Genomic DNA, 11,919 nt, shown 5'->3' with positions numbered 1-11,919 from the left:
GCCATTGGGCCGGGCACTTGCACGAGCGGATGCGGACAGCGGACAAAAAAACAGGCCCACAGCCTGGAGGGCGGTGGGCCTGGGTTCAGCCAGCAGTGGCTGGCATCTGCGGTCGCTTAGCGGTTGGCGCGGGTTGCAATGCCGGCCACCACATGGGCAGGCGCTTCGGTGTAGCGCTTGAACTCCATCGTGTAGGTGGCGCGGCCCTGCGTCATCGAGCGCAGCTGCGTGGCATAGCCAAACATCTCGGACAAGGGAACCTCGGCCTTGATGCTCTTGCCGCCACCGGCGATGTCATCCATACCTTGCACCATGCCCCGGCGCGATGACAGGTCGCCCATCACCGTGCCGGCATAGTCCTCGGGCGTTTCGACCTCGACGGCCATCATCGGCTCCAGGATGACCGGGTTGGCCTTCTTCATGCCTTCCTTGAAGCCGAAGATGGCCGCCATCTTGAAGGCCTGCTCGGACGAGTCCACATCGTGGTACGAACCAAAAGTGAGGCGCACGCGCACATCCACCACCGGGTAGCCGGCCAGCACGCCGCTCGCCAGCGCCTCGCGCACACCTTTCTCAACGGCCGGGATGTACTCGCGTGGCACCACGCCGCCCTTGATCTCGTCGACAAACGCAAAGCCTTCGCCGGACGCCATCGGCTCCAGCGTGAAGACCACATGGCCATACTGGCCCTTGCCGCCCGACTGGCGCACAAACTTGCCGTCCACATCCTTGACCGTGTTGCGGATGGTCTCGCGGTAGGCCACCTGGGGCTTGCCCACATTGGCCTCCACATTGAACTCCCGCTTCATGCGGTCCACGATGATCTCCAGATGCAGCTCGCCCATGCCGGCGATGATGGTCTGGCCCGATTCCTCATCGGTGCGCACGCGGAACGACGGATCCTCGGCGGCCAGGCGCGACAGGGCAATGCCCATCTTTTCCTGGTCGGCCTTGGTCTTGGGCTCGATCGCTTGCGCAATGACGGGCTCAGGAAAGGACATGCGCTCCAGGATGATGGGCGCGCTCGGGTCGCTCAAGGTCTCACCGGTCGTCACCTCCTTGAGGCCCACACAGGCGGCAATGTCGCCGGCGCGGATCTCGTCGATTTCCTGGCGCTCATTGGCATGCATCTGCACGATGCGGCCAATGCGCTCCTTGCGGCCCCGGATCGGGTTGTAGACCAGGTCACCCTTGCTGAGCACGCCCGAGTAGACACGCACAAAGGTCAGTTGGCCCACAAAGGGATCGGTCATCAGCTTGAAGGCGAGGGCAGAGAACTTCTCGCTGTCGTCCGCGCGGCGCGTGAGCACCGTGCTGTCGTTCTCGTCTTCGCTGTGGCCAGTCACCGCAGGCACATCCAGCGGCGACGGCATGAGCTCGACCACGGCGTCCAGCAGGCGCTGCACACCCTTGTTCTTGAAGGCCGAGCCGCACAGCATGGGCTGGATCTCGGTGGCAATCGTGCGCAGGCGCAAGCCGGCAATGATGTCGGCCTCGGGCAGGTCACCATCGCTCAGGTACTTGTCGGTCAGCGCTTCGCTCGCTTCGGCAGCCGCTTCCACCATCTTGGTGCGCCACTCCTGCGCCGTGGCCTGCAGCTCGGCGGGAATCTCCCGGTACTCGAACTGCATGCCCTGCGAGGCCTCGTCCCAGATGATGGCCTTCATCTTGATCAGGTCGATCACGCCAGAGAACTCGGCCTCGGCGCCAATCGGAATCACGATGGGCACGGGGTTGGCTTTCAAGCGGTCCACCATCATCTGGCGCACGCGGAAGAAGTCCGCACCGATGCGGTCCATCTTGTTGACAAAGGCCAGGCGTGGCACCTTGTACTTGTTGGCCTGGCGCCAGACGGTTTCGGACTGGGGCTGCACGCCGCCCACCGAGTCATAGACCATGACGGCGCCGTCGAGCACGCGCATCGAGCGCTCGACCTCGATCGTGAAGTCCACGTGACCGGGGGTGTCGATGATGTTGATGCGGTGGGCCGCAAAGTTGCGTTCCATGCCCGACCAGAAGGCCGTTGTTGCGGCCGAGGTGATCGTGATGCCGCGCTCTTGCTCCTGGGCCATCCAGTCCATCGTGGCGGCGCCATCATGCACCTCGCCCAGCTTGTGGCTCACCCCGGTATAGAACAGGATGCGCTCGGTCGTCGTGGTTTTTCCGGCATCGATGTGCGCAGAGATGCCGATGTTGCGATAGCGTTCTATGGGGGTATGGCGGGCCATGTTGACCTCCTTGGGTCGGTTTTTCAGCCGGATTCAGCTGCGTGTTACAGCCCTGTGCGCTCCCACTTTGCGACATCCGGCATCCTCTCAGAGGCGCCGGCACAGGGCCAGAAAAGAGCAATATTAATAGTACGAAGACAGTCGTACTGTCGTCATGGGTATTGCCCGATTGGGGACAATAGCGTTCATCGTGCTGCCAGTGCTGCAGACCCAGGCAGAATGGCGCCCTTTGGCAATGAACCGGCTATTGCAGCCGATGCGCGCCCCTTTGGCGCATGGACCCCGGATGATTCCTCACCACCCTGAAGCTGCGCAGATCCATTTGGAAAATGTGCTCACCGCCCTGGGCAACCCCACGCGCCTGGCGGTAGTGCGTGTGCTGGCCGATGGCCAGGAGCGCAGCTGCACGGCGCTTTTGCGCGACCAGACCAAGTCGACGATGACGCACCACTGGCGCGTGCTGCGCAGCAGCGGCGTGATCTGGCAGCGCCCTGCCGGGCGCGAGAACCTGTTGTCGCTGCGGCGCGAAGACCTCGATGCCCGCTTTCCCGGCCTGCTCGACGCGATACTCTCGGCCACGCGCAGCGATGCGCTGACCGATGCCAGCACGGCCTGGGGTGAGCGCAGCTAAGCGCCTAATACAGGCTTGGTTTTTAGATTTTTGATGGATGGAGAAGCGCAGCATGCAAGACGCCAAGGCGCTGGTACTTTTTTCGGGTGGACAGGATTCCACCGTCTGCCTGGCTTGGGCCTTGAGCCGTTATGCCCAGGTCGAAACGATTGGCTTTGACTACGGCCAGAACCACCGGGTGGAGCTGGAATGCCGCAGCACCGTGCTAGCCCACCTGCGCGCGCAGTTCCCGCAGTGGGCGGCGAAGCTGGGTGAGGACCACCTGCTCAATATCGATGTGCTCGGCCAGATCAGCGATACCGCGCTGACCCGCGACGCTGCGCTGGCCTACCAGGCCGATGGCCTGCCCAATACCTTTGTGCCGGCGCGCAACCTGGTGTTCCTGACCCTCGCCTCTGCGGTGGCCTACCGCCGCCAGTGCACGGTGCTGGTGGGCGGCATGTGCGAGACCGACTTCTCCGGCTATCCCGACTGCCGCGACAACACGATGAAGGCCATGCAGGTGGCGCTGAGCCTGGGCCTGGGCCGGCAGTTGGTGGTAGAGACCCCCCTGATGTGGATCGACAAGGCTGCTACCTGGCAGCTGGCGCAGGACCTGGGTGGCGACGCCTTGACCGCGCTGGTGCAGGAAGACACCCACACCTGCTACCAGGGCGACCGCAGCGAGCGCCATGACTGGGGCTATGGCTGCGGCGAATGCCCGGCCTGTGCGTTGCGCGCGCAGGGCTTTGCGCGTTGGAAGCAAGCGGCCTAAACAACAGCGCTGGTATCAGCGCGGCGCCACCAGCTGCACCTTGCGGTTGGCCATTGCCCGCGCAAACAGCGCCATAAAGCGGGGCGCCACCTTGGCGATATGGTAGGCCTTGCCGGTCTCCAGCGCAGCCTGGGCATAGCGCTGGCGCCGGGCCGGGTCACGGCGCAGCTGCCGTATCGCCTCGATCCAGTCGTCGTCGTTGTCGGGCAGCAAGAGGCCGTTGACGTTGTGGGCAATCAGCTCGGGTGCAAAGCCCCAGTTGGAGCCAATCACGCAGCCCCCGCGCGCCAGGATCTCCATCAGCCCCCAGTTGGCCACGCCATAGCGCAGCGGGTAGAGGAAGAGATCGACCTCGGCCAGCAGCGCCGAGAACTGGTCATAGGGCAGGTGGCCGGGGAACTCGATCACATCGGCGGCGGGGTAGACCTTGAGCAGGTGGTCGCGAAAGCTTTCCACCTTGCCGCCATAGCGCCGCTCCACCCATTGCTGCTCATAGCCGTAGGTGGAGGCCTTGGCATCACCGATGGCGATAAAGCGCGTGTTCTGGCCATCGCCTTCGCGCACCATGCGGTCCACCAGCCGGATATAGGTCTCAAAACCCTTGGCACTCGACAGATCACGTGCTGAGAACGCGATCGTGAAAGGCTTTTGGGTATCGTCCGCTGCATCACCGGCAGCGCCAAAATCCCGCAGCGGCGGCTGGATATCAAAGCCCTCGAACTGCACCGCAATCCGGTCCTGCAGCAGCGGTGGGAACATGGAGCGCGCATAGGCGCTGGGCACGATGGTCAGATCGCTGCACAGCACCTGGTGGAAGCTCAGCATCTCGGTGTTGCGGTCACCCAGGCGCTGGGCCTGGTCCGGCGGGTAGGCGGCATCCCAGCCATGGGCCAGGTAGCTGGGGAACTCGATATAGCTGATGATGGCGGCTTGCAGCTCGCCATAGAGCCAGTTGGGCGCGCCCCAGAGCGAATGGGCGACGACCACATCGATCTTGCGGCCCTGAGCGGCTTCAAAGTCTTCCAGCGCCTTGAGCACGCCCCGGCAGATGCGCGCCGAGCGCTCGACCTTGTCCGAGTAGTAGTAGCTCTGGGGGCCGACGATCAGCCCATCGGGCTGGAAGGACAGCAGGTGGTCGCAGTGCTTTTCATGGTTGGCCTTGTGGCCGGGCGTGGTCATGAACCAGGCATCTGCGATGCCCTGGGCACGCAGGTGGCTGCACAGCAGGCTGTACTGGCTCGGGTAGACGGCGCCTACAAAAACGATCAGGGGTTTGTCTGTCATGGTCGGCAAGGGCTCGGCGTCAAGGGTCACAGGGGCAGGTGGTCATTGGGCTGCGCGGCGGCCGGTGCCAGGGGCACGAGCGGCTCGCCGTCCGAGATCTGGTATTTGCGCATCTTCTCCCACAGCACCTTGCGGCTGATGCCCATCTGCTGGGCGGTGTTCTGGCGCTTCCAGCTGTTGGCGTGCAGCGCTTCGATGATGCGGTTGCGCTCTTCCTGGTCCCAGTTGCCGCGCTCGGCCAGCAGCGGTCCGGCCGCATGGGATTCCAGCGGGAAGGTTGCCGCCGACAGGCTCTGGGCCTGCAGCAGCAGGCGATCGGTGGCGCCGCCGGCATGCCAGTCCTGGGTCTGGCGGGCGGCCACGCCAATGCGCTCTGCCAGATTGCGCAGCTCGCGCACATTGCCGGGGAAGTACATCTGCGCAATCGCGTCGAGAATGAACATCGGCGGCCCACCCAGGCGCTCCATCATCTCCTCGCCCACCACCTTGCGCAGGATGCTGTTGAAGATGGCCAGCTTGTCGGCCTCGCCCCGCTCTTCGAGGCTGGGCATCTGCAGCTCGATCACCGCCAGGCGAAAGAACAGATCGGCGCGGAAGCGCCCGGCATGCACCAGCTCGCGCAGCGATTTGTTGGTGGCCGCCACCAGGCGAAAATCCAGCGCCACTGGCGATGTGGCGCCCAGCCGGGTGACCGTGCGCTCTTCGAGCACGCGCAGGAGCTTGACCTGCTGGTAGAGCGGCAGATCGGCGATTTCGTCGAGAAACAGGGTGCCGCCGTTGGCCTGCTCAAAAAAGCCCTTGTGCGCCGTCACCGCACCGGTGAACGAGCCTTTGGCATGGCCAAAGAACAGCGACTCAAAGAGGCCGTCGGGGATCGCGCCGCAGTTGACCACGACAAAGGGCCCCTGGCCGTAGTGCGTGTTGCGTTCATGCAGGCGTTCGGCCACGCGTTCCTTGCCGGTGCCCGTCTCGCCAAAGATCAGCACGCTGTGCTCGCAGTCGGCAAAGGTGTCCACATCGCGCAGCAGGGCCAGCATGCACTCGGCCTCGGCGATGATGTCGTCGCCCCGCGGCTGCTTGTGCTTGGTGCTTTGCAGCCGCCGCACAATGCGCACCAGCATCGCGCGCAGCTCAGCGCCGGTAAAGTCAAAGGGCAGCACATGGGAGTACTCGGTGGCATAGGTGCCCGGCCCTTCGCCACGCGGCTTGGCGCTGACCCACAGCACCGGCATGCCGCCAAAATTGCCCTCGATCCCCTGGCGCGTAAAGCGCGCACCTTCCAGCACCGACACACTCACCACGGCAATGGCGTTGCCCCCCTGCGCCACCACGGGCGACAGGTTCAGGCCATCGGCGCGCACCACGTCCACATCCAAGTTGACCATGCAGCGCTCCACGCGCTCTGCAATGTCCGCTTGGCCTTCCCAGACGTAGATGACCAAATCGTTCTGATTCACGTTCTATTCCCTCGGTTCTTCATGTCGCTGCGCTCACTCCTGTCTTCATTGCACGATCTGGGCGGTATCGCACTGGATGCCCAGCAAATCCACGCTGGCGCGGCCCAGCTCGATGCCCAGGCCCTGCAGCAGCAGGTCCAGTGCGCCGCCAATGGTGTTGAGCAGGGGCGCTAGCAGGGCGCTCACGACCGTGACGATCACATTGAGCAGCGCATTGAGGCCGCCCAGCAAGCCGCCCAGCAGCCCCCCGAGCAGGCCGCCCAGCACGCCGTAGTACTCGGCGTTCTGCACATCGCCCACCAACGCGGGCACCTGCTTCAACAGATTGCTGACCGTCGTGCCCAGGCGCAGCCCATTGGGACCGCTGGAGCGCTCCACGTCCACCTGCATTCCGACCAGGCATTCGTCCACATTGCTGCTGTTGTAGGGGCAGGCCTGGGCATTGGGCGGCGATGTGTAGCTGGCGCCTTGCAGCAGCGATGTAGACAGCTTGCTTTGCACGCGCAGACCGCCCAGCAGGTTCAACAGGTTCAGGTCCACCAGCTCGGTCTTTTGGCAGATGCCATTGGCATTCAACTGGCCGATGCAGACATCACCAATCGCCGAGCGCACGGAGATATTGGCCCGCCGGTCATTGCGGGCTGGTGTGCATTGGATGGCTTCGAGCGTGCCGGTGCTGCGCACCAGATCGACCTGAATGGGGATGTGCACGCGGATACCCAGCAGGTTGCCCAGCAGTGCGGTCAGCAGGCCGGGCGTGCTGACATTCTTTTGCTCACCAATGTTGACGGTCAGTCGCACCTGAGCGCTGCGTGCCTTGGTCTGGCCATTGGCCGGGCCGATGGCATTGCGTGGTGGCTCCACCACGGTGAGGTTGGCGTCCAGAATGCCCGGCAGCCCCAGGCCCAGCGCCACGCTGTTGGTGCCGTTGGCAGCGACCAGATGGGTGCGTACCAGGTCGCCCAGGCCGATGGCGGCATCGAGCCCCGCGCCGATGGGCGAGGCAGCGCCCCCTGCGGAGATCACGGCCAGCAGGCCCTTGTCACCGCCCAGTGGCAGTTTGATGTTGGCAAGCTGAAAGGCCGCCAGGTAGGCGCGCAGATCGACCAGCGCGGCAATGTCGACGCCGGCATTGAGCAGGCTGTCGCTGCCGGCATTGATTGCCGCGTCGATCAGGTCGATCACCGAGGCATTCACATTGGCCAGGTCATTGGGGGTGAGCAGCGCCAGGTCGTTGACGCCAATGGGCAGGCCCAGCACCTTGAGCAGGCCCGAGGGCGTGATCTTGGCATTGGCGATGCCGTCCTTGTCGAGGATGGTGAGCCGCTGGATATCCAGCCCCACCAGCGCGGTGATGCGGCCCAGCAGGCCGTTGTTGTTGAAGCGCAGCAGCTGCGAGCCGATCGAGAACGCGGCCACCGGCTCGCTGTCCTTGGCGGCGGTCGCAGCCGCTGCCACCAGGCGCGAGCCCACAAAGGGCAGCAGCTGCAGCACCTCGCCTTGCAGCTGCACGCGCACCGCGTTCATCGGGCTGCTGCCCAGGCCAAAGCGCAGCGCATCGGCCTTGCTGTTGTCCCAGTGGCCGCAGTCGATGCGGCGCTGCTCATTGTCCAGCGACAGGCGCAGCTGGGTGGTCACGCTGTGGTTGGCTGCCGCCTGGCCGAGCCCGCAGGTGGCCGAGTTGCCATAGGTGATGGCATTGACCGCTTCGAGCGCAGCCACATCGGCGATGCGCTGCAGATCGCGTTTGGCGTAGTACATATAGCCAATCTGCACGGTGCCCAGCAAGGTGACCAGCACCGCGGCGAGCAGCGCAAACTGCAGCAGCACGGCGCCGCGCTGGGCCCAGGGCAGGGCGCGTTGGGGGGATGGGGGGCTACAGGCGGACATGGTGCAGATCCTCCTTACAGCAGCGATGCAAAGTGCACCACGCTTTTTTCATAGAGCTGCCGGGGCTCGGTGACCCACACGCCCTGCGTACCAAACAGCGGCGCGAGCTGGTAGCGCAGCTCAAAGCTGGCGCTGCCGGTGCCCGTGCTGGGGCAGGCCGCTTGCCACTGGATGGGGCTGACCGTGAGCTGGTCGGCCACCGTGCCGGGGACGTCACTGCGCTCCAGGCTGGAGCGCACCGATTGCAGCACCCGCAGCTGGATGGTGGCGCGGTTGGCTGCAGCCTGCGTGGGGTGGCAGGGGTCGCTGACCCCCGCTGCCAGCACGCCCAAAATGGCGCGTGCGCCATCCCCTGCTGCCCGCGTGAGCGACTGCTGCGCCTGGAATGCGCGCCAGTACACCGTCAGGCCCAGCAGCATGACGATCATGAAGACCGCAATCAGCGCGAACTCGATGGCCGCGACGCCACGCTGTGGTCCCAGTGCGCCCGCGCGGCGGCTGGTGCAGCAGTGCTTCATAGCATCCTCCTGTCCACTAACAAGCTGGCCTGGGCCTGCAGGCTGGCCGGCAGTATGAGACCCAGCCCGGGGATCGCCGGCGCAATCGCGCCCTGGCGGTAGTTGGCAATGCGGTAGCTGACCAGCACCAGGCATGGGGTCTCGATATTGCAGTCGAGCGCCGGATTGAGCGCAGTGTCCTGGTTGCAGGCGGTGTCGGCCAGATGGCAAAGGGTGAAGTCGATATCGCCCTCGGCTGGCCGCAGCTCGGCGGGCAGCCAGCTGAGCGCATTGGCCGTGGTGCGGCGCGCCTGCAAGCTGCGGAAGGCCCAGGTGGGCGGGTTGCTGCCAATGATCGTAGAGCTGGGGTAGCGCAGTGCCGCCCGGGCCCCTTCTTCGACCGCGTACTGCATCGACTGGCGCACCAGGAAGGTGAGGCCATAGCAGACGATGCCATAGAGCAGCACAAAAAACACCGGGAAGATAATCGCCCACTCCAGCGCATACACGCCGCGCTGCTGGCGCGAACGCCTGCAGCGGTGCATGAACGGGGTGGGGTGCGGGCGCATGGCGGGCTCCTGGGCGGCCAGTGTTACTGCTTCACATCCATGCCGGTCTCAAAGCGCTCGGGGATCTTGGTCTCAAAGCTCTTGAGGTAGCGCTGGTAGCTGCGGCTGGCCTGCTCGCCATCAATGGTGCGGGGGTGTACGCCGGGTGACGCGGTCTGCATGGCCAGCAGGCGCTCGGTGGCGTTGCCGATGATGATCGGGCGGCTGCGCCAGATGACGGGGTTCTCCAGCGAAGGATTGCTGTTCTCCGTGGCCAGCGGGATATAGGGCTGCGTGGCGGGCGAGGCGCGCTCGGGGATATCTACCACGGGGGCTTGCCGTGTCATCTCCAGGCTGGGCACCTCGGCTTCGACCGATGCCACGGCGCGGCTGGATTCGGCACGCACGGCGGTGACCGAGAACCCCGCACAAGCAGCAAGGCCCAGCAGCACGGAACGCCAGGTGGGGAGAGAAAGAGGCTGAGACATGGGGGACTCCTGGTGGTGCTAAGGCACGATGGGGCGTGCCGGGGTATCGGTGATGTGCGGGCTGCCGTTGCCGGCGGCTGTACTGCGCAAGGCCGTGGGCACGGCAGGCCCAGGGCCGGCAGCAGGCCCTGCGGATGGCGTTGCAGCCGGCGCTGCGATTGGCTCTGTAGCCGCAGCTGGAAGCGGGCTGGCCGCAAGTGCTGCGCCGTCCACCAAGGGCGCCGCCGCAGCCGGTACTGGCGCTGGCAACTCGCCCCCATTGCGCCGGCGCATGGCGGTCTGCACCGTCTGCAACTGCGCTTGCAGGGTCTGCATCGAGTTCGCATCAATCAGCGCGGGCACATTCTTGGCGGCGGGCTGGCTCAGGCGCTGCAGCAGTTGCGAGGCCTGTGCCTTCTGGTCGCTGGCCATCAGGTAGAGGGCCAGGTTCAGCTGCACCCGGGCATTGCCCGGCGCCAACTGCGCCGCCTGCAACACTGGCAGATGGGCGGCCTCGGTCTGTCCGTCCAGCATATGGGCGTAGGCCAGGTCGCTCAGCACATCGGCATCGATGGGGTTGATCTGGCGCGCCATCTCCAGCTGCGCAATGGCGTTGGGGTACTGGGCCTGGCTGGCATACAGCAGGCCCAGGCCGCGCCGCGCACGGGCCACGGTGCTGCTGTCGGGGTCTGCCAGCAGGGCCTGGTAGCCTTGCTCAGCCAATGGGCCCTGGCCGGTATTGCGCAGTGCATCGGCGCGCATCAGCCGGATCTGCGGCTGGCTGCCGTACTGGCGCTCAAAGGCCTGCGTGTGCGCCAGTGACGCATACCACTGGTTGGCCTGCTGCATCTGGCGAATCAGGTTCAGATAGGTTTGCTGCGGGTCGATCTGGGTTAGCTGCGCGGCCTTTTCCATTTGCTGCTGGGCTTGCGCTGCCGTGCTTTGTTCGGCTGCGCCATAGCCTTGCGGGCCCTTGGAGGCGCAGCCGGTCAGCAGCGCAACGGCCAAGGCCAGCAGCGGCATCGACCTTGTTCGGGTGTTGCTGAGGTGATGGCGCATAGTTATTTCCCTCCTATCGCCGACAGTGAGCGGATCACCGCGGTAAAGCCAGGCCCTGCGGTAATCACGATCAAGGCGGGCAGCAAGGTCAGCACCATCACGCCGGTCATCTTGACCGTGATCGTGCCGATCTTTTCCTTGAAATTGGCCTGGCGCTTTTCACGCAGGCGCAGGCTGAACTCGCGCAGTGGTTCTTGCACGGCGCCGCCATGCCGGTCCACCTGCACCAGCAGATTGACCACGGCACTCATGTCGTCGTCCGCGCCCAGCATCGCCAGGCGCTGCAGCGACTGTTCACGGGTGCGGCCCGAGCTGTAGAGCCGATTGGCCAGGCCCAACTCGGCACTCAGCACGCGCAGCACACTGCCAAATTCAGAGGCCAGAATATGCAGGCTCTGGTCAATGCTCAGGCCCACGCCCTGCAGCAGGCGCAGCAGGTCGACAAACAGGGGTAGCTCCTCGACCACTTGCTTGCGCCGGTTATTGGCCTTGGAGCGCAAGTACCACTTGGGCAGCATTAGGCCCAGTCCAAAAGCCACAAAGGCATAGGCCAGGGCCTTGGGCCCCTGCGGCTGCAGGAGCAGCAGCAACAGCGCAGGCAGTACCAGGCACAGAACGGTACGGGAGGCGACAAATACCAAGCCACCGCGCGCCATCTCGACACCAGCCTGCTCCATCAGCTTGCGGTCTTCGTCAGCAAACAATGCCTTGGACAGTCCGCTGTCCAGCCAGGCTGGGCGCTTGAGCCGGTCAATGACATGCTGAGCGGCATCCTGGTCTGCTTGCGATGAGGTGCTGGGTAGCGGCTGAAGACCGGGCATCGGGAATGGCTGTATGACGCCCGCTGCTGCCTCCCGCTGCTGCAGCAGTTGCGCCACGCGATGCTGGGCACGGGCGGCACGGTGTTCGCGGCGCAGCAGCAGCACGGCCAAGAGCCCCAGGCCCAGACCCGCAAGTGCCAGGCTGGCAATCCACAGGGGCTGGCTGTTCATGGCTGGCCTCCCAGGCCGTAAGAGCTCATGCACCCAAGGCCAGCCATAAGGGCTGCGCCTGCCTGTGCAGCAGGTGGAAGGTCGCAAAGAATGGTTTGCATGTTCATCTCTG

The 11,919-nt window shown here is 65.0% G+C and carries 11 protein-coding genes; 2 read left to right on the top strand and 9 right to left on the bottom strand.

Annotation, left to right across the window (positions count from 1 at the left end):
- Window positions 1-116: 116 nt before the first annotated feature.
- Window positions 117-2,228, bottom strand: coding sequence for an elongation factor G (gene fusA, locus WH367_RS12880; protein WP_339536458.1), 2,112 nt, complete (start codon window positions 2,226-2,228; stop codon window positions 117-119).
- Window positions 2,229-2,514: 286 nt separating this feature from the next.
- Between fusA and WH367_RS12875 the strand changes: the two genes are divergently transcribed.
- A complete protein-coding gene (locus WH367_RS12875) occupies window positions 2,515-2,859 on the top strand; it encodes an ArsR/SmtB family transcription factor (protein ID WP_133858464.1) in 345 nt (114 codons plus the stop codon).
- A gap of 52 nt (window positions 2,860-2,911) precedes the next feature.
- Window positions 2,912-3,613: a 7-cyano-7-deazaguanine synthase QueC gene (queC, locus tag WH367_RS12870; protein WP_339536457.1), complete on the top strand. Its 702-nt coding sequence runs from the start codon at window positions 2,912-2,914 to the stop codon at window positions 3,611-3,613.
- A gap of 15 nt (window positions 3,614-3,628) precedes the next feature.
- On the opposite strand, the gene WH367_RS12865 is transcribed toward queC, so the two are convergent.
- Genes WH367_RS12865 through WH367_RS12830 form a run of 8 tightly spaced genes read right to left on the bottom strand, consistent with a single transcriptional unit; the run spans window position 3,629 to window position 11,807 of the window.
- Window positions 3,629-4,897, bottom strand: a complete 1,269-nt coding sequence (locus tag WH367_RS12865) for a glycosyltransferase (protein WP_339536456.1) — start codon at window positions 4,895-4,897, stop codon at window positions 3,629-3,631.
- A gap of 26 nt (window positions 4,898-4,923) precedes the next feature.
- Window positions 4,924-6,354 carry a sigma 54-interacting transcriptional regulator gene (locus WH367_RS12860; protein WP_052330014.1) on the bottom strand — a complete coding sequence of 477 codons (1,431 nt, stop codon included), beginning with the start codon at window positions 6,352-6,354 and terminating at the stop codon, window positions 4,924-4,926.
- 45 nt (window positions 6,355-6,399) lie between these two features.
- Window positions 6,400-8,244 (bottom strand): TadG family pilus assembly protein, encoded by a 1,845-nt coding sequence (locus tag WH367_RS12855; RefSeq protein ID WP_339536455.1) that lies wholly within the window; start codon window positions 8,242-8,244, stop codon window positions 6,400-6,402.
- A gap of 14 nt (window positions 8,245-8,258) precedes the next feature.
- Window positions 8,259-8,762 carry a TadE/TadG family type IV pilus assembly protein gene (locus WH367_RS12850; RefSeq protein WP_021027225.1) on the bottom strand — a complete coding sequence of 168 codons (504 nt, stop codon included), beginning with the start codon at window positions 8,760-8,762 and terminating at the stop codon, window positions 8,259-8,261.
- Entirely contained in the window at window positions 8,759-9,310 is a 552-nt protein-coding gene (locus tag WH367_RS12845) for a TadE/TadG family type IV pilus assembly protein (protein ID WP_116924060.1), read from the bottom strand. Before WH367_RS12845 ends, WH367_RS12850 begins: the two co-directional genes overlap by 4 nt.
- A gap of 23 nt (window positions 9,311-9,333) precedes the next feature.
- The gene (locus WH367_RS12840) at window positions 9,334-9,777 is read right to left on the bottom strand and encodes a DUF3613 domain-containing protein (RefSeq protein ID WP_339536454.1); all 444 of its coding nucleotides are present in this window, start codon (window positions 9,775-9,777) and stop codon (window positions 9,334-9,336) included.
- An 18-nt stretch (window positions 9,778-9,795) separates the two neighbouring features.
- A complete protein-coding gene (locus tag WH367_RS12835; protein WP_339536453.1) occupies window positions 9,796-10,815 on the bottom strand; it encodes a tetratricopeptide repeat protein in 1,020 nt (339 codons plus the stop codon).
- Between the two features lie 2 nt (window positions 10,816-10,817).
- Entirely contained in the window at window positions 10,818-11,807 is a 990-nt protein-coding gene (locus tag WH367_RS12830; RefSeq protein WP_339536452.1) for a type II secretion system F family protein, read from the bottom strand.
- Between the last annotated feature and the right edge of the window lie 112 nt (window positions 11,808-11,919).

Origin of the sequence: Comamonas sp. MYb21, from assembly GCF_037479395.1 — a bacterium.
Classification (GTDB): Bacteria; Pseudomonadota; Gammaproteobacteria; order Burkholderiales; family Burkholderiaceae_C; genus Comamonas.
The sequence above is the reverse complement of the archived record's forward strand: the minus strand, read 5'-3'. Positions and strand labels throughout refer to the sequence as shown.

Excerpts from the sequence above, each read along its gene's own strand:
- WH367_RS12830 (WP_339536452.1), bottom strand. The coding sequence starts at position 11,807 with ATGAACAGCCAGCCCCTGTGGATTGCCAGCCTGGCACTTGCGGGTCTG.
- WH367_RS12875 (WP_133858464.1), top strand. The coding sequence starts at position 2,515 with ATGATTCCTCACCACCCTGAAGCTGCGCAGATCCATTTGGAAAATGTG.
- WH367_RS12865 (WP_339536456.1), bottom strand. The coding sequence starts at position 4,897 with ATGACAGACAAACCCCTGATCGTTTTTGTAGGCGCCGTCTACCCGAGC.
- queC (WP_339536457.1), top strand. The coding sequence starts at position 2,912 with ATGCAAGACGCCAAGGCGCTGGTACTTTTTTCGGGTGGACAGGATTCC.
- WH367_RS12835 (WP_339536453.1), bottom strand. The coding sequence starts at position 10,815 with ATGCGCCATCACCTCAGCAACACCCGAACAAGGTCGATGCCGCTGCTG.
- fusA (WP_339536458.1), bottom strand. The coding sequence starts at position 2,228 with ATGGCCCGCCATACCCCCATAGAACGCTATCGCAACATCGGCATCTCT.
- WH367_RS12850 (WP_021027225.1), bottom strand. The coding sequence starts at position 8,762 with ATGAAGCACTGCTGCACCAGCCGCCGCGCGGGCGCACTGGGACCACAG.
- WH367_RS12845 (WP_116924060.1), bottom strand. The coding sequence starts at position 9,310 with ATGCGCCCGCACCCCACCCCGTTCATGCACCGCTGCAGGCGTTCGCGC.
- WH367_RS12855 (WP_339536455.1), bottom strand. The coding sequence starts at position 8,244 with ATGTCCGCCTGTAGCCCCCCATCCCCCCAACGCGCCCTGCCCTGGGCC.
- WH367_RS12840 (WP_339536454.1), bottom strand. The coding sequence starts at position 9,777 with ATGTCTCAGCCTCTTTCTCTCCCCACCTGGCGTTCCGTGCTGCTGGGC.